The organism is Cupriavidus basilensis (assembly GCF_029335485.1).
Taxonomy (GTDB): Bacteria; Pseudomonadota; Gammaproteobacteria; order Burkholderiales; family Burkholderiaceae; genus Cupriavidus; species Cupriavidus basilensis_E.
Genome location: NZ_JARJLM010000193.1, coordinates 11,972 through 29,363 on the forward strand (window position 1 = coordinate 11,972; position 17,392 = coordinate 29,363).

Annotated in this window: 13 protein-coding genes and 1 pseudogene; 4 read left to right on the forward strand and 10 right to left on the reverse strand. The window is 61.4% G+C overall.

The genetic code is table 11. The features are described from left to right. Positions 1-142: 142 nt before the first annotated feature. Positions 143-1,150 (reverse strand): phosphotransferase enzyme family protein, encoded by a 1,008-nt coding sequence (locus P3W85_RS11340; RefSeq protein ID WP_276264859.1) that lies wholly within the window; start codon positions 1,148-1,150, stop codon positions 143-145. A gap of 544 nt (positions 1,151-1,694) precedes the next feature. Here P3W85_RS11340 and P3W85_RS11345 point away from each other — a divergent pair. Further along, a pseudogene (locus P3W85_RS11345) lies at positions 1,695-1,888 on the forward strand (transposase); the annotation flags it as partial. Positions 1,889-2,007: 119 nt separating this feature from the next. Here the strand turns inward: P3W85_RS11345 and gcvPB are convergent. The 3 genes from gcvPB to P3W85_RS11360 are packed head-to-tail and all read right to left on the reverse strand — an operon-like array spanning position 2,008 to position 6,155. Further along, positions 2,008-3,561, reverse strand: coding sequence for an aminomethyl-transferring glycine dehydrogenase subunit GcvPB (gene gcvPB / locus P3W85_RS11350; protein WP_276264860.1), 1,554 nt, complete (start codon positions 3,559-3,561; stop codon positions 2,008-2,010). Beyond that, complete coding sequence (gene gcvPA / locus P3W85_RS11355; RefSeq protein WP_346430260.1) at positions 3,558-4,961, reverse strand: aminomethyl-transferring glycine dehydrogenase subunit GcvPA; 1,404 nt, start codon at positions 4,959-4,961, stop codon at positions 3,558-3,560. The genes gcvPB and gcvPA overlap by 4 nt, the downstream gene beginning before the upstream one ends. Before the next feature lie 36 nt (positions 4,962-4,997). Further along, complete coding sequence (locus P3W85_RS11360; protein ID WP_276264861.1) at positions 4,998-6,155, reverse strand: ATP-NAD kinase family protein; 1,158 nt, start codon at positions 6,153-6,155, stop codon at positions 4,998-5,000. Between the two features lie 121 nt (positions 6,156-6,276). Here P3W85_RS11360 and P3W85_RS11365 point away from each other — a divergent pair, with 121 nt between their 5' ends. Continuing rightward, on the forward strand, positions 6,277-6,876 hold the full coding sequence (locus tag P3W85_RS11365) for a TetR/AcrR family transcriptional regulator (protein WP_276264862.1): 600 nt from the start codon (positions 6,277-6,279) through the stop codon (positions 6,874-6,876). Positions 6,877-7,314: 438 nt separating this feature from the next. Here the strand turns inward: P3W85_RS11365 and aceE are convergent, their stop codons facing one another. Next, complete coding sequence (aceE, locus tag P3W85_RS11370; protein ID WP_017226054.1) at positions 7,315-10,002, reverse strand: pyruvate dehydrogenase (acetyl-transferring), homodimeric type; 2,688 nt, start codon at positions 10,000-10,002, stop codon at positions 7,315-7,317. A gap of 151 nt (positions 10,003-10,153) precedes the next feature. Between aceE and P3W85_RS11375 the strand changes: the two genes are divergently transcribed. Further along, on the forward strand, positions 10,154-10,597 hold the full coding sequence (locus P3W85_RS11375) for a MarR family winged helix-turn-helix transcriptional regulator (RefSeq protein WP_017226055.1): 444 nt from the start codon (positions 10,154-10,156) through the stop codon (positions 10,595-10,597). Positions 10,598-10,989: 392 nt separating this feature from the next. Here P3W85_RS11375 and P3W85_RS11380 read toward each other — a convergent pair whose 3' ends face one another. From P3W85_RS11380 to P3W85_RS11400, 5 genes are all read right to left on the reverse strand, one after another. Then, positions 10,990-11,850 (reverse strand): class I SAM-dependent methyltransferase, encoded by an 861-nt coding sequence (locus P3W85_RS11380; RefSeq protein ID WP_276264863.1) that lies wholly within the window; start codon positions 11,848-11,850, stop codon positions 10,990-10,992. Positions 11,851-12,115: 265 nt separating this feature from the next. Continuing rightward, positions 12,116-12,592, reverse strand: coding sequence for a lipocalin-like domain-containing protein (locus P3W85_RS11385; RefSeq protein ID WP_276264864.1), 477 nt, complete (start codon positions 12,590-12,592; stop codon positions 12,116-12,118). Then, the gene (locus P3W85_RS11390) at positions 12,549-12,734 is read right to left on the reverse strand and encodes a hypothetical protein (protein ID WP_276264865.1); all 186 of its coding nucleotides are present in this window, start codon (positions 12,732-12,734) and stop codon (positions 12,549-12,551) included. The genes P3W85_RS11385 and P3W85_RS11390 overlap by 44 nt, the downstream gene beginning before the upstream one ends. 5 nt (positions 12,735-12,739) lie before the next feature. Then, positions 12,740-14,221, reverse strand: a complete 1,482-nt coding sequence (locus P3W85_RS11395) for a sensor domain-containing diguanylate cyclase (protein ID WP_276264866.1) — start codon at positions 14,219-14,221, stop codon at positions 12,740-12,742. Positions 14,222-14,367: 146 nt separating this feature from the next. Next, positions 14,368-14,577, reverse strand: coding sequence for a DUF3562 domain-containing protein (locus P3W85_RS11400; RefSeq protein ID WP_276264867.1), 210 nt, complete (start codon positions 14,575-14,577; stop codon positions 14,368-14,370). A 598-nt stretch (positions 14,578-15,175) separates the two neighbouring features. Here P3W85_RS11400 and ppk1 point away from each other — a divergent pair. Beyond that, positions 15,176-17,266 (forward strand): polyphosphate kinase 1, encoded by a 2,091-nt coding sequence (gene ppk1 / locus P3W85_RS11405; RefSeq protein ID WP_276264868.1) that lies wholly within the window; start codon positions 15,176-15,178, stop codon positions 17,264-17,266. Positions 17,267-17,392 lie beyond the last annotated feature (126 nt).

The window sequence follows — 17,392 nt, forward strand, 5'->3', positions numbered from 1 at the left end:
GCAGACGCTAGCGCCGTGCGTCCGCTTCTCGGCCAGACGTTCACAAAATGACCTTGCGACAAGACTGGCCCGGCCGATGTGCCAACGTTTGGACGTGACCGGAGCGCCCGACCAGCGCCGGCGCAATGAGAATCTTCGCTAGTCATTGCGGTGTCTGCAATGATTCCCATGCTGTTAGCAACTGGACCTGTTTTCGTAGCCAAGTCGTGGGCATTGTCTGTGTCCCCCAAACATCGATACGGCCTGCATATTCGGCCAAAAGCCAGAAATGGCGTACCGCGACAAAGGACGCGATGGCGGCAAAATCTGTCACTTCAATCGCCCGGACGCTACGATACCCAGCTATGTAGTGCCGCCACTGCTCGAGAGCTGGGGCGTCCAGATCGGCGTCGACCTTACGCGGCAGCATGGCCCAAAGGTAGACAGCGAGTTCGTACGCCAGCAAGCCAGGGCCGGCATCGTCGAAATCGAAGAAAGATGCGATACGAACCCCTTCCGGACTGTCGGTCATGAAGTTGTTGCTACCATGGCAGTCGCCGTGGCAGTTCACGCGGGTTAGCCCAGGCATCGCCGCAATGCGCTCGTCCAGTCGTTGCGCGATAGCGGAGAAGTCCGCGCGTAGCCCTTCGTCCATCGTTGGTGCGGTGCACAAGCGTCGAATCGACGCGCCAAGTAACTGCGGGAGTTCAAGCGCGTAGCGGCTAGTTGGGCCGTCGTAGTTCCGACCTGCCTGGTGCAACAGCGCTAAGCCGCGGCCTGTTGCCTCGATGTCGGGCAAGGCGTCGCCAGGAGGATCTCCCTCCAGATGCTCGAACAGCATCAGGGTGCGCGTACCTTCGGGCAGGGCCATCGACGTAGCCGCAGCACCGCATCGAGTCGGCAACGAGGCGGCGACAGCTGCGCCGGCCGCCTTCAGATGAGCGAGCAGAGCCGCTTCGTAGTCAGTGTTGGGTGCACCGCGCGGACGATTGGCGCACAGTCGTGCCACGGCGCGGCGCCCATCGACGAAGCGGATCCCGTAGACGTGGTTAAAGCCGCGCCGCAGCAATTCACATTCCAGAACTTCGCCGAGCGCGTAGCCCTGGCTAACTGCCGCTGCAATGGCGTTGCTAGTGGGTGTGGTTTGCGCGATATCAGTGAAAGAGGTCATGGTTTGACTGCAGCAATAAGCAGCAGGAGTCGAGCATTGATGATGGATTGGCGAGAGCAGCCGGCTATCGGGGAACCATTCGTTACGCCGGAGAACGGAAATCTGATGTTCGCCTTTATGAAGCATTCCTTCGCGGCCCGTCTACCCCCCATTTGAGTGAAGCTGCTACCGATCTGGTTGTCAGTGCCTATCTCACCGACAGGCAGCTATCGCGTGCAATCAGCCGCTTATGGCCGATAGTGTTGAAAAACTCTGTGGACACCGTTTCCGGCGAGGTTTCAGGGGTGCCCGAACCCCCAACCGATCGACGATCGTTCAATACAGACCGATCTGAGAGGTCGGCAACCGGCAGACCTGGTCTGCTCAGTGGGCAGATTGAGTTTTTCAACACTATCGACCCACCTCGGCCACCCGTACCCTACACTGCAGACGACTGAAGGTCATTGCGAATCGGTCATTCCTGCGCTGAATTGATCGAGACTGTATGAGCACGGGTTACAGGTCAAATCATTCGCAGTCGCCGGTAGTCATCGATTCGCTCGTGCTTGCCAAAATCGGCTCGCCTCGCGGCAGCGGGCTCGGCAAAAAGCGCTGAGCGTGGAGCGCTCGATTGCATGGCTCCACGCGTTCAGACGCCTGAAGTTTCGATACGAACGATATGCCCATGTTCACGAAACCTTCCTGTCCTTGGCCTGTTCACTGATTTGCTGGAGCAGGCTAATGCCCTGCATGAATTGATATCGCAACAGCTTCTTAGTTTAGGGACGATTTGGTCTGCGGCAGAATCTTACGTTGCCGCGTAGCAAATGCGCCGGCTGCCCCTTAGCTGTGCTGGAACTTCTGCCGCCGCTAGCGCGCTAGTTCGGCTGGGAATGCTTTTTCTTGAATGCGCGCCAAGTCATTGCGCGTCGGCCGGGTTCGTCGGTTTCCCCAGGTTTCAAGCGGTGGATCGCCTGATTGTGCGGCGCAGTCTTGACGAGCTGCGGATCAGAATAAGCTTCATCCGATATTTGAGCGAGAACAGCAATCCACCGGTCGAGGGCTTCTTTCCCGTACATCTCGCCCGCCTCTGGCGTGAAAGGTTCGGCTAGCAGCCAGGGTTCGTGACTGGTCCACATTGCGTCGACGCCAAAATCGGTCATTCGATTTTGGACGTCATGGACATCGACACCGGTCTCCTCCTTCATCTTCTCGAGGGTATAGCGTGTCATCTCGAGCCTCGGCATCTTCGCCTCAGGATGAGACCGGGAGACTCCACGGATCGCGAGAAGTCCTTTCTCCATGTAATTGTTGGCCAGCACCGAGATGTCGGAAGCTTGTGCGATCCCATCGGCACCCATCGCGCGAGCCCAGGCATAAGCCTTCAGAATCACCTGCACATTGCCCCAGAACTCGCGGATCTTGCCGACGCTTTGCGGCCGGTCATGGTCGAGGCGATAGCGATCACCCTCACGCGTTACCAGCGGCGCGGGAAGGAACGGTGCCAACTCGGCCGAGCAGCCATAGGCGCCGGTCGCCGGGCCGCCGACCCCACTCTTGGGCGCGCCAAACGTCTTGTGTAGCATGAACATACAGGCGTCGAAGCCGATTTCGCGGGCGCGAACCTTCGACATGGTACCGTTGAAGTTGGCGGCATCGTAGAAGGCAAGGCCGCCCGCCTCGTGCACAACGCGGATCCATTCCTTCATCTCGGGATTGTAGACACCCATGTCATCGGGATTGTTGACCATCAGCGCGGCGGTGCGGTTGGACACTGCAGCCTTCAGTGCGTCTAGCGACGGATAGCCGTTTTCATCGAGCATCAGCGTGATGACCTTGAATCCAGCGGCTGCGGCCGTCGCCGGATTGCAGGGGTGGGTCTGGATCGTCGTGATGATCTCGTTACGCTGTTCCAGTTCTCCGCGCGAAGCATGGTAGGCACGCGTCACCGCGCAATGAGTGAATGCCGCCTCGGCGCCACCGCCAGCTTGAAACACGAACTGGTCCATGCCCGAGAGTTCGCGCAGGATCAGGTCCATGTTGTGTACGATTTCCAGCGCGCCCTGCATGGTGTCCTCATGCTGGAGCGGGTGGAGCTGGGTGAGCTCGGGACGCCATGCCATCTGCTCGTTGATTTGCGCGTTGTACTTCATCGTGCAGGTGCCGAACAGGCTCGTGCCCATCATGCCGAGCGTCTGCTGCGATAGTCGCAGATAATGGTAGAGAACTTCCGGCTCGGACATCTCTGGCAGAGCAGGTTTGTCCTGACGGCGCAGCGCCGGCGGGATGAGGTCGTCCGCGTCGTTGACCTGGTCCCGGATCTCCGCTTCGACCTGCGGGAACAGCATGCCGCGGCGGCCGGGGTAGCCCATTTCCATGATGACCGGCTCGTTCCAGACCGGCGCATGGTATTCCTTCGGTTCGATGTTCATTTCGCAGCTACCTCTTTTAGGGCGCCAGCCAGGCGCTCGATGTCGGAAAGGGTGTGGATTTCGGTGACGCAATATAGGGCGCTCTCGCCCAGTTCGGGGAACTCGCCCGACAGATCTTTGCCGCCGAAGATGCCCTCAGTGCGCAGAGCGCGGTTGATCTCCGCAACGGTTTTGCCGGTGCCGTCGAAATTGACGACGAACTCTTTGAAGAAGCCCGATGGGAAGGTGACACGCACCCCGTCGATTTCGGACAGGAGTTGTGCGGCATGATGGGTGCGCTGGAGGATCAGTTTGCCGACCTCGGAGAAGCCTTGCGGGCCCATCATCGCCATATAGGCGGTGGCGGCGATCGCCCACATGTAGACCGAATGCCCGGTCCAGTCATTGCCCTTGTCGCGAAGGCCATAGGAAGACTGGTGGAACAGCCCGAGGCCGAAGCCATATTCGCCCGGCTTCAGCGTCTCAGAAATGCTGATGAACAGTGTCGGATACTCTTCCGCGTAGCGCGGTTCGTCGCGTGAGGCGATAAACCCGCCTACGCCGCCGCCCGCATGGAGATGGACGCCTAGCGGTTGGATGGTGCCGACCACGATATCGGCGCCGTAATCGGCCGGTGCAGCCAGCACGCCGAGCGAGATCGGATCGACGCCGACGATTGTCTCAGCCCCAGCCGCGCGGGCTATGACGGCGATCGCGGCTGCCTGATGTTCGATCACGCCAAGATAAGAGGGCACCTCGAAGTAAACGGCGGCAGTCTGTTCGCTGACAGCAGCGCGCAGATCATTCATATCGATCAGGCCGGTGGCGGGGTCGTAGTCGACGAGACGGATGGCGATATGGTTCGCCATCTCGGGGGGCTCGCAGTAGTTGCGGATCACCGACAGGCGCTCGGGGTCGATCGCTCGCACGAGCACCACTTCGTTACGCGCCGTCAGACGTGCCGCCATTCGTATCGCATGCCCGGCCGCGGTTCCCCAACTGCGCACTGGCAGGCCGACGAGGTCAAGGTTTATCAGCTCGCCGAGCTGACTGCAGAATTCGAACCATGCTTGGTTGCGGCCGTGGTCGGAGCTGGGCTCCCCAAAGATCGACGTCAGCCACTCGTTGCGGCGAACGATTTCGTCGACAGCCGCAGGAACGTGATGCTGCCAGATGCCGGCACCGAGGAAGCTTAAGTTCTGCTCAGTGGTTTGGTTCTTGGCGAGCATTTCGACAACATGGCGCCGCAGCTCGCGTTCGCTGAGCGCCGGCGGCAGATCGAGCGGCCGTGCCAGTCGATGGTCTTTGGGAATTTGGGCGAACAGTTCCTCGATCGTGTCGGCGCCGACTGCGGTCAGCATTTCCTGCTGTATCGTTGGCACTGAATTGGCCATGTAAGGGTGGGCTGTGGATGGTCGCATTGGACACTCCTTTGTTGCGTTGATGGTTGTTTGCGCTCAAGCAGTGAGCCTGTAGCGCGTGCTACGGCCCGGGCCAATTTCGACCCGGATGTGGCCGGTGAGCATGGCGTCGATTTCGTCGGCGCCGGTGTCTACGCGTAGCGGTGCACCCTCTAGCGCGATGAGCTTTTCGGCGCTGGCGATCACTGTGATTCGGTCGCGACCGACCTGACGAATGACTTCGGAGCTGATCTGTTGGTTGCCGCGCCCGAATAGGCTTCCCTGGCCACCCAAAACGCCGACGATGATGTGTGCCTCGCGATGTTCCATGAGGCGCAATAGTGTCCGTTCATCCAGGTCCAAGCCGACTAACGAGCCGTCCAGCAGGGCGTCCACTCCGAGTAACGTGTTGGGCAGCCCCAATGCGTGGGAAACGCGTCGAGTCGTGGTGCCGGGCCCCAGAATGTAAAGTCTTCCTGGCTGCATTTCGGCCGCAACCTGGCGGGCGACCGCGTCGAGCGTGACGTCCTCGTTTGGTCCCGCCCCGGCCTTCGCATTCTGGGCCAGTCGATGGGCATAGGGGCTTCTCGCATAGCCGAACAGGCGCGCAGACACTCGGTCCTCACGGATGGCAGCTTCGTCGAGGTCCATTACCTCCGCTTCGCGGAGCGATGCGCTCGGGTCGCCAGCAAGGTACAGTCCCGCCAATAGACCCGTATTCGCCGGGCTTGTACCAAATACGGCGGAATGCATTTTCACGCCCGCCGGGACGCCAAGGAAAGGAACTCGATCGCCGACCGATCCGATGATGTCGCGCGCGGTGCCATCGCCACCAACGAACAAGAGCAAGTCGACACCATGGTCAGCCATCGCGGCGGCAGCCGCTCGTGTATCGGCGCCGGTGGAAGATGCTGCTTCCCGTCGCGGCAATACCAACGGCGTAAGCCCGGCGTTGCGCGCGGCGTCCTCACCCATGGCGCCGGCAACAGTAAGTATCCGTAGATCGGGACAAGATAATGCGGCTCGGCGCAGCGCGTTGGTCGCTTTCTGCCCGGCGAGCGGATGCGCTCCGCGGCGCAACGCCTCCGCGAGAATAACGTCACTATCCGTGCCCTTTAGTCCGACGCTCCCACCCATACCCGCGATCGGGTTGACGACGACCCCTAGAAGGGGTGGTGCACTCCTATCGCTAGCGATCACCTTGAAATTAGCCATACAGCCTCACACTCGTGCATCAACTGCGAACCTCACATACATCGTGCATGTGAGATTTATAGCGACATGCATTGTGTATGTCAACTAAAATGCATTGTGTATGTGAAGCGAGGAGGCTTAGATGGTGAGGAGTCGTGCTGAAACGATGGCGGAAACCCGAGAAAAACTGATTGCAGCCGCACGGAGAACATTCGCAGCAAAAGGTTTTGCGGAGAGCGCGATGGAAGATATCACTGCGGAGGCGGGACTAACCCGCGGAGCGCTTTATCATCAGTTCGGTGGCAAGAAGGGGCTGCTGGAGGCGGTGATCGAGCAAATCGACGCGGAGATGACGCAGCGCTTGTCCGTGATCTCGGGCCGTGCCCAATCGACGTGGGCCGCGTTGATTGACGAACTGGTAGCTTACGTTGCGATGGCGGCGGAGCCGGAAATCCAGCGCATCGTACTTCTTGATGGCCCCGCCGTACTTGGTGAGCCGTCAAAGTGGCCGACGCAGATTGCATGCGTCCGAAACACGAGGAGACATATCGAGCTTCTCATTGAACAGGGCGTCGTTCAGCCCGTCGATGCCGAGGCAACCGCGCGCCTCGTGAGCGCTGCCGCGCTTGGTGCCTCGTTGTGGGTGGCGAACGCCGAGGATCCGCACGAGTCCTCGCGCAGGGTTTCAGAGAGCCTTCCCATCCTCTTGTCGGGCCTATTGATACGAGGTCCACAACAATAGCGCACCTCGCGACCTACATGTATGGACGCGACCACGGCAGCCCACTGAGCGTTTCCACACGGCCTCGGCCGCCTTCTGGAGGTTCTAAACAGCGGCCTTGCCATTGACGCGCTAACCCTGAAGCGGATACTCGACCCGCTGAGTAGAGGCCCGGGACCACGAAGGCAACAAGACGAGCAGCCTCGGGCTCGGGCTGTATATCGCGAGCGAAATTGCCAAAGCACACGGATCGATTGAGGTTCGGTGCGACTAGACAGAGACCGCGTTTGCCATGCGTCTACCGCGTCGCAGGTAGCTGCCTGAATGGCGCTCACGGGGCCAGGAAGCAGCTTCCGTCCTCCGCAGTGCAATGGCCGCTTGCGAAGCTGCCCCGACGGCTGAATGTCCATACGAAGGGGCTGGCGAGCGGCGTCTAATGGCTGCGGATTCAACCGACGCTTAACCGAAGGACGGATCGACTTTGTCTTCCGCCACCCCGTAGCGCTGGATGGCCTGGGCGACCGCGCCGGGCGGCAGCGCGCCGTCATCCGCCAGGGCCTTGAGCGCGGCCAGGACAACGAAGTGCCGGTCCACCTCAAAGAAGCTTCGCAGTGCCTCGCGCGTGTCGGATCGCCCAAAGCCATCGGTTCCCAATGCCACCATGCGACGTTGTCCGATGAACGGACGGATTTGGTCGGCCACAATTTTCATGTAGTCAGTGGCCACTACGAGCGGTCCCTCCCGGTCGGCCAAGCATTGCTGGACGTAGGGCACGCGCGGCCTGGCCTCGGGATGAAGCAAGTTCCAACGCTCGGCTGCCAGGCCGTCGCGGCGCAACTCCGTCAGGCTCGTGGCGCTCCAGATGTCGCTGGCGATGCCGAAATCCGATGCCAGCAGTTCCGCCGCCGCAATGACTTCGTTGAGGATGGCGCCGCTGCCCGCCAGTTGCACCCGGCCAACGGGCTTCTCTGTCGGCGCCGAGGAGCGCAGTGGGTACCACCCGCGCAGGATGCCTGCTTCAACGCCTGCCGGCAGGGCGGGGTGCGTGTAGTTCTCATTCAGCAGCGTGATGTAGTAGAAGATGTCTTCCTGATCCACATACATGCGGCGCATCCCGTCATGGACAATCACTGCCAGTTCGTAGGCGAAGGTGGGGTCGTATGAGACGCAGCAGGGAATGACCGACGACAGCACGTGGCTGTGGCCATCGTCGTGCTGCAGTCCTTCGCCCATGAGCGTGGTCCGTCCCGAGGTGGCGCCCAGCAGGAAGCCGCGCGCGCGGGCATCGCCGGCGGCCCAGGCCAGGTCGCCCACCCGCTGGAAGCCGAACATCGAATAGTAGATGTAGAACGGCAGGGTGTTGACGCCATGATTGCTGTACGCGGTGGCGGCAGCAATCCACGCTGACATCGCGCCGGACTCGTTGAGCCCTTCCTGCAGGATCTGTCCATCGCGCGACTCGCGATAGTAGCTGAGCTGATCGGCGTCTTGCGGCGTGTAGAGTTGCCCGACATGGGAATAGATCCCGACCTGCCGGAACATGCCTTCCATGCCGAAGGTCCGCGATTCGTCGGGAACGATCGGTATCACATTCTGGCCCAGTGACTTGTCCTTGAGCAGCGTACCAAGCATGCGTACGAAGGCCATCGTCGTGGAGTAGCCACGGGTGCCGGAGTCGCTCAATTGGGTGTCGAAGATCGACAACGGGGGCAGTGCCATGGGTCCCGTGCCGGCATGCCGCGCTGGAATGTGGCCGCCCAGCGCTGCGCGTCGGCCGTGCAGGTAGCGTGCCTCCACGCTTTCGGGGGCGGGCTTCAGGTAGGGTATCTCGTCGAGCTGGTCATCGCTGACCGGCAGTTCGAATCGATCACGGAACGCGCGTACGGCGTCTGCATTGAGCTTCTTCAACTGGTGGTTGATATTCTGGCCTTCACCGGCCTCACCCATGCCAAAGCCCTTGACGGTCTTGACCAGGACGACGGTGGGCTGTCCCACATGCCGCGTGGCAGCCGCGTAGGCGTTGAAGACCTTGACCGGATCGTGACCGCCACGGGTCAGCGCCCAGATATCGGCATCGCTCATGTCGGCCACTAGTTCAAGCAGGGCGGGATATTTGCCGAAGAAACGTTCGCGCACATAGGCCCCGTCCTGCGACTTGAACGCCTGATATTCGCCATCGACGCACTCCATCATGCGCTGGCGCAGCAGGCCGGTGGTGTCGCGTGCCAGCAGGCGGTCCCAGCCGCTGCCCCAGATCACCTTGATCACGTTCCAGCCAGCCGCCCGGTACAGACCCTCGAACTCCTGAATGATCTTGGCATTGCCCCGGACAGGTCCGTCGAGTCGCTGGAGATTGCAGTTGACAACGAAAATCAGGTTGTCAAGCCGCTCGCGCCCAGCCATGGCCACGGCTGCCAGGGATTCAGGCTGATCCATTTCACCGTCTCCAAGGAATGCCCAGACCTTGCGCCCCTGGGTGGGGGCAAGCTGTCGGTCCTCGAGGTAGCGCATGACGCGCGCCTGGTATGCCGCCGTGATCGGTCCAAGCCCCATCGAGACGGTGGGGAACTGCCAGAAGTCCGGCATCAGCCGCGGATGCGGATACGACGACACGCCATTGCGGCCTGCCTCGCGGCGGAAGTTGTCGAGTTGTGCTTCGTCGATGCGGCCTTCCAGAAAGGCCCGTGCGTAAATGCCAGGCGATGCATGGCCCTGCAGATAGACCAGGTCGCCAGCGAAGGCCTCCGTTTGACCCCTGAAGAAATGCTGGAAACCTACCTCGTACAGCACGGCGGCCGATGCATACGTGGCGATATGCCCGCCGACGTTGGAGTGCTTGCCCGCCCGCAACACCATCGCCATGGCATTCCAGCGCGCCATGGCGGCCAGTCGGCGCTCGATCTGGATGTTGCCGGGATACGGCTGCTCGCGCGATTCGGCAATCGTGTTGACGTAGGGCGTCGTGATCGCGCCTTGGAAATCCCCGTGTCGGGCCGCGTCCGATTCATGCAGGCGGTTCATCAGGTAGTGGGCGCGTTCGCGGCCCTCGACTTCGGTCACGGCGGCCAGTGCCTCGATCCATTCCTGGGTTTCCTGCGGATCCACATCCTGCGGCAATACGTGTAGCGGCAACACCGGGGCATTCATCTCTATCTCCATGGGATTGACGGGGCTTCGGTTCGCACCAGGCCCGGTCGGGTAGACGGGGCCATCGCGATCCGAATGAATTGCAACTGCAATCGTTAGGATATTGTGAGCGCTATGCGGCATAATTGCAACTGCAACTAATGGAGATGCCATGTCGACTGAAAAGCCGGATTTGTGGTTTTCGTTCGTACGGTCGCACCGGGCCTTGATACGTGAGGTGGACCGGCGTCTGGCAGAGGCCGGACTGCCTGTCTACGCTTGGTACGACGTGCTGTGGGGGATAGAAAGCGGGCCAGAGGAAGGTCGTCGGATGCATGAACTTGCCGATGTGCTTGCCATCGAGCGGTACAACCTGACTCGCCTGATCGACAGGCTGGAGCGAGAAGAATTGGTGACACGGGCTCGCTCAGAAGAAGACGGCCGCGCTGCGTTTGTGTCTGTCACACGGCAAGGCAAGGCCTTGCGGAAGAAGATGTGGGGCGTCTACGAGGCAGCAGTCAATGAATTATTTCTTGCCCAGTTTCGGTCAGAAGACATCGAACGGTTTTCGAGCGCACTGGATGCGGCGGCCGCCAAGGCGGGACGGCCGAAATAGGTTCGAACTCCCTTCGGATACGGTTACGCCTCTGGATTGACCTACTGACGGCCTCGTGACACGTCGATGGCCATGGCCAGTGTCAGTGACTCTGATTTCCATAAGAGAGGGGCGTATTCGTAGTTCGAAACCACTGCTCGAAGAGTCTCGTCAACGTCAGCACTCGTCCAAATTAGCAGGGGGCGGACGACGGATTGGGTTCTGAGAACGGTCATCGATCTACTGTCAACTGAGTGCCTCATATTGGCCGGTTTCCGACCATGGCGAACTACCTTCGCGGACGGCAGGTACCGACTGCGGATCTGCCCTTCGATCCCGCGCCGCCTCTGCGGCAGCTTCCAAGGTGGAACGGTCATTTGCGCGGTCATGTCGGTCGGAAAATGCGCGGACAGCTAGGTATTGGCTACCAGCAGTTCCTCAGCATTGCTCGGCGGCCGGAGACCATCTGTCCTGCCCATGAAGTAGCGCCCGGTAAGATCGGCCGCCGAGACGTGCCGCGCTTCTTTAAAGCCTGCTTCACGGGCCAGCGCCAGGATACCCGCTGGGACGAAGAAGCTGAGGAACGGTGTCCCGCTTGCTCGCGCTCCTCTCTCCGCCATCTCAAGCCCGGGGCGTACTTCGGGGTCCGCCAGCGCCAACGGAAGCAGGAACGTCATGGCGAGCGTCGATCCGGGGGCAAGGGCCGCGACTTCGCGCAGCGTGGCCGCGTTCGCATCCCTGGTGAGATACATGCTGACACCCGTCGAGACCACGATTGCCGGCTTGCTGCCATCGAAGCCGGCGGTCACAAGCCCGTCCCGCCAGGATCCGCTTGCCTCGAAATCGACCGGCACGAAGCGCAGCCAGTCCGGGACGCCGAAGCCGAGCTCGATCAGGCGCTGACGCTTCCACGCCTGGGGACCTGGCTGGTCAACCTCGAATACCCTGAGGCGGGACGCGATCTCCGGTCTGCGCTGTGCGAAGGTGTCAAGGCCCGCACCGAGGATGACATACTGACCAACCCCACGGGCGGCCTGCTCCGCGACCAGGTCCTCAATGAAGCGGGCACGAGCCACGATTGAAGCGCGAAAGGGGCGCGTGAACTGCGGGTCCATATCCCCGCGGCTGCGCCAGCCCTCGCCGGGGGACAGCAGCTTAAGGCCGATTTTGTCTTCCAGCACATGCGGCAGGGGGTCGGCCTCGACATGCAGTGCGCGCCACAAGGCGACGCGCGCTGCTGTGCTGTCCGCCGCTACATCTTGCTTGTCGTTCATGACGTTCAATCCTCCGGTTCGTTTGCCTTCGCCTGAAGCTGACCGACTGGTACGGTGCCACGCTATGGAAGAAAGAGCTGTGCTTCGGCCCTTTAGTGATTGACTGAGAACGCTTCACACAGCATCCGCGTGTAGAAATGCAGCGAGCAGCAAGAATACACCTGCCCGACGCATCGACGGACCGCACGCGCGCGCCTGCTATGTCGTCCGCATGTCCGATTTCGGGAAACGCCGATATTTACTGGCTTTTGCACTCGAATAACGTTCAGTCAGCGCGTTTCCATACGATTTTCAGGGTTCCGCCCGTTGTGGCTGTCGGGTTCGTGAATTCCAGCAGGTTTCCGCGCAGTTCAACCATGCGTTGTTGGTTTTGGCCCGTGTAGTTCGGATATGTACTTTGCTCGATGTGCATCAACATAACGTGTGCGCGTTCATCGATTTGGTATGTGCCGAAATAGGAAACACTGCCAAGGACGACGGCTTTGTTCTCCGCATCAGTACCCTTGGTTCGGTCGTTAGCTGCAAACCTCGGAATTCCAGGCCGAAATGTCTGAAGAGAAAATCGTCCGTTGCTACCGATTGTTAAGTATCCCTCTGGCGCAGAACCGTAAGGCTCCGATGGCTTGTCTGCATCAACACTCCTGACCGACACCAACGCCCAGCCACCAATGAGCTGCTGTCTCAACGAGCTGGATTTTTCAGCGACAGAGCATGACGACACCGCTGGCAGCAGAATGCTCACCAGCCATATGATGCCGTGTCGTTTCGGCGCCGTTGACCAGGCACGCCCCGGTCAGCAACAGCGCCAAAAAACCCTTGCCCATCGCTATGTCTTCCGTCTTTTTACGTTCTTGCAGTACCGGCCGCGCCTTCGGTGCCTTCACTGCCTTCAGCGCTCCAGGGCCGCGCCGTGGGCCTGGTTCTTTTGCCTTTCGCGTGCGGCGGCTACCCGGTTGCGCCCGGACTCTTTCGCCTCGTATAGCGCCTCGTCGCTGGCACCGAACAAGAGGCGCAGGTTGGCAAAGCGCGAGCGGCCCTCCGCGCATGCCACACCGATGCTGATCGTGAGTACCTGGTGGGTGCTCCCCGCGTTCGGGAGGCCCAGGCCCTGGACCGCCGTGCGGATTTTCCCGGCCACGGCCATGGCGCCATCCATGCCGGTGTTGGGCAGCAGCACGGCGAACTCTTCGCCGCCGTAGCGGGCCGCATAGTCGCCGGGCCTGCGGATATTGTCGGCAATGCACCGGGCTACCGCGGCCAGTGCATCGTCGCCGCCCGCGTGCCCGTAGCGGTCATTGAAGTTCTTGAAATGATCCACGTCGATCATCAGCAACGACAAGGGCTGCTGGTTGCGCCATGCCCGGCGCCATTCGATGTCCGCTGCCTCATCCAGGGCCCGCCGGCTTCCGATGCCTGTCAACCCGTCCGTGTTGACCATCAACCGCAGGTGCTCCTCCATCGCCAGCCTGCGCCTGAACTGCTGGGAAATCAGGGCGGAGAGGAGGATGATCACGATGTCGAGGGCAAGGATCAGCCCACCGATCAGCCACGCCCTTTTGCGCCATTCCGCATAGATATCGTCGGTCGACAGGCCAACGACAAGCACCAGGGGGAAGCCGGTAACGTGGCGGAAATCATATAGCCGTTCGGTGCCGTCCAGCGCGGCAATGCCGACAAAGGAGCCTTGCTGTGCCTGCATCAGCGGAGGGAAGGACGAGCTGGCGGCAATACTTCGGCCGATGGTGGCGGCATCGTAAGGACGGCGCATCAGCACGATGCCATCGTCCCGCAGCAGCGTGACGGTGCCTCCGGGGCCGAGTTTCGTCCCCTCGAACAGCCGCCTGAAATAGTTGAGGCGCAGCGTGCCGACGACGATGCCGGCAAAGCTGCCATCGGCATGCGACAACCTTCGGCTCAGGCCGATCGACTGGGCTGTTTCCGTCAGGCGGGGCTGGAACGGCTGGCTGACGAACAACCCGGCCGTGGTCGAATCGCGATGCACTTTGAAGTAGTCGCGGTCGGCAACATTGACCGGACGGGCAGGGGTGGAGCGGGAGTCGAGCACGAGATTGCCTTTCTCGTCCGTCGCCAGCATGGAGCCCAGGTCCGTTGCGTTGGTGGAGCGGTCAAACAGCACCAGCTGGCGGATGGCCGGAGGCAGCCGAAGGATCTCGGGATCCTTGACGCCGTCGATCACGGCGTGCATCGACAGCTCGAAGATTTCCAGGTTGCGGGCAATGTCGCGTTCCAGGATCAGCGAGAGATTGGAGGATGCTTCCTGCGCGCGCGCGAAGGCGTCCTGGCGCATTTCAAGGAGCGCTCCGGCACCGATGGCGGCGATGGCGACAGCAAGCGAAATGCTGCTGGCCACGAAAAGGTTGGGATACTTGAGAATCAATTCTTCGGGGCTGCCAAGGCAATTCGGATGTCTTTTGGAGGGGGGCCGCGCCCAGGCGCGAGCTTGCCGATTGTACCGCCCCCTCTGCCGCCTTTGTCTGCTGCTGGTCCGGCGTACAACTATAGGGGATCGACCGGATTGCTGCGCTGACGCGCGCGTATTTCATCCGCGGCACGGCGCACGGCAAAGAGGGTCAGGTAGTTCTCGACGCGCGCGCCGGTACTCAGCGTTTGAAGGGCATCGTAGAACGCGGCCTCCGCCTCCTTCGTCGATACCTGCACTGCGTGGGCAAGTCTTGCGATGAGCCCAGCATGGGAATCCGTGTTCATAGGGGGAACTCGCGAATGACAGCGTGGGCGGCACGGAACCCTGCATCCAGCCTGCCTGGGCAAGCGCCTGCGCTGCTTCTTGTGAATGCCGCGGCTGGCGGCGCGATTATCAACAGACGATAGAACAGATTCGTGCGGCGGCCAACATTATTTTCAGCGCATGCGCGTGGCGTATGGGGCACTGGAAATTCTCTTGATCGACACAAAATGTAGCCGTTGGGTTGCGGATTCGGCGCGGGCAGGCCTGCCGGTCGGGGAAGTCTGCAATCCGGTCCTGATCTGTGGCCCGCGATTATATTCGATGCGTGATTCAAGCAACGCACCATTAATCCCTCATTGGTGGGGATAAAATCAGGGGAGATACCCCTGGCATTGGCTCGGCTTATGTGCGGGCTTTCTGGCTGCCCTGCGCGGCATTTCGCCGGGGTTTGCTGTGCGCGCTTAAGAGAACCGGCTGGCCGATATTCGGGCACTGGGCTGGCATGGAAGTGAGCTATTATGACATCAGCATGTCATAAACCCTTATTCAGCATTCAATCAGCACAATATGGAAGAAAGCGCGACATTGATCTCGCGGGATGGCTTCTCGCAGGCCATCATGAGGAAAGCAGGGGGGAAGCGCGCTGAAATACCTTCGAGTCCGACGGGCGCGGCGCTTTACTCCAACCGGGAACTCAGTCTGCTGGAGTTCAACCGCCGGGTGCTGGCCCAGGCCGAACACGCGGATACGCCTTTGCTGGAGCGCTTGCGCTTCCTGTGCATCTTCAGCAGCAATCTCGACGAGTTCTATGAGGTTCGGGTTGCGGGGCTGAAGGAGCAGATCAAGGTCCAGTCCGTGGCGACTGGCCCGGACGGGCTCGACGCGCAACGCGTCCATACCTTGGTCAGCGCCAAGGCGCGGGAACTGGTGGCGCACCAGTACCGGCTGTTCAATGAGGTCCTGATTCCCGAACTTGCAGAGCAGGGGATCCGTTTCCTGCGCCGCCCGAACTGGACTGCCGCGCAGTCGGAGTGGATCCGGGCCTACTTCTTCGAGCAGTTGATGCCGATCCTGACCCCGATCGGCCTGGATCCGACGCATCCGTTTCCCCGCGTACTGAACAAGAGCCTGAACTTCGTCGTCGAGCTGCAAGGACGGGACGCCTTCGGCCGCAGCCACCGCGCGGCCATTGTCCAGGCGCCGCGTGCGTTGCCGCGTGTCATCCGCTTGCCCAGGGAGGTCGCGGGCTGCGAGCATGGCTTCGTCTTCCTGTCGTCCATCCTGCATGCCCATGTGTGCGAATTGTTTGCGGGGATGGAGGTGCGCGGCTGCTACCAGTTCCGCGTCACCCGCAACAGCGGGCTGTTCGTCGACGAGGAGGAGGTCAAGAATCTGCGCGAAGCCCTGCAGGGCGAGTTGCCGCAGCGGCATCTCGGCGCCGCGGTGCGGCTGGAGGTGGCCGGCAACTGCTCGGCGGAGATGACGCATTTCCTGCAGGAGCAGTTCGGCCTGGAAGATGCGGATGTGTTCTGCGTCGACGGGCCGGTCAACCTGGTGCGCCTGATGAATGTGCCGGACAAGGTCGACCGCCCCGATCTCAAGTATCGGCCGTTCCGTCCAGGGCTGCCAAAGGCGCTGCTGAACCAGCCGGATATGTTCCGCGCCATCCGCGATGGCGACATCCTGCTGCACCATCCCTATCAGTCCTTCGCGCCTGTTGTCGATTTCATCCAGCAGGCAGCGCAGGACCCGGACGTGGTGTCCATCAAGCAGACGGTGTACCGTGCCGGCCATGACTCCAGCTTGCTGCAGGCGCTCATCGATGCCGCGCGGGCCGGGAAGGAAGTCACTGCGGTGGTGGAACTGCTGGCGCGCTTCGACGAGGAGGCCAATATCGGCTGGGCCGCGGCGCTGGAGCAGGCCGGCGCCCATGTGGTCTATGGCGTGGTCGGCTTCAAGGCGCATGCCAAGATGGCCCTGGTGCTGCGGCGCGAAGGCCGGCATCTCAGGCGCTATGCCCACCTCGGCACCGGCAACTATCATGGCCAGACCACCAAGGTCTACACGGATTTCGGTTTGCTGACCTGCGACGAGGGCATCACCGACGACGTGGCCGGCGTCTTTGCGCAACTGACCGGGCTGGGCCAGACCAGCCAGCTCGCCCGCATCTGGCAATCGCCGTTCACCCTGCATGCGGCCTTGCTGGCGGCGATCCGGCGCGAGGCCGAGCACGCCAGGGCGGGACGCAAGGCAAGAATCATCGCCAAGATGAACGCCTTGCTGGAGCCAGGCATCATCGACGCCCTCTACGAGGCGTCAAACGCCGGGGTCAGGATCGACCTGATCGTGCGGGGCGCATGCGCCTTGCGCCCAGGTATTCCGGGGTGCTCGGAGAACATCCGGGTGCGCTCGGTCATCGGCCGTTTTCTTGAGCATTCGCGCATCTTCTACTTCTACAACGACAAGGCGGAAGACGTGATGCTCTCCAGTGCGGACTGGATGGGGCGCAATCTGTTCCGGCGCATCGAGGTGTGCTTTCCGGTGGCCGACAAGCGTCTCAAGGCGCGCGTCATCGACGAGGGATTGAAGGCATACCTGAAAGACAAGCGGGATACATGGGAAATGATGGCGAACGGCACTTACCGCCGCCGGCGCGGCCGTGTGCCATTTGCCGCGCAGGATGCCCTGCTTCGCATGCTGGCGGGGTGAACGACGCAGCTTGCGTCAGGCCCGCTTGCATGCGCGCCTGACGTGCTCCGGCCACGAGATGTGGCGAGATGCGGCGGGCCTTGCCGGACTTATTCCGGCAGGGCCAGGTCGGCGATCGCCGCGGCC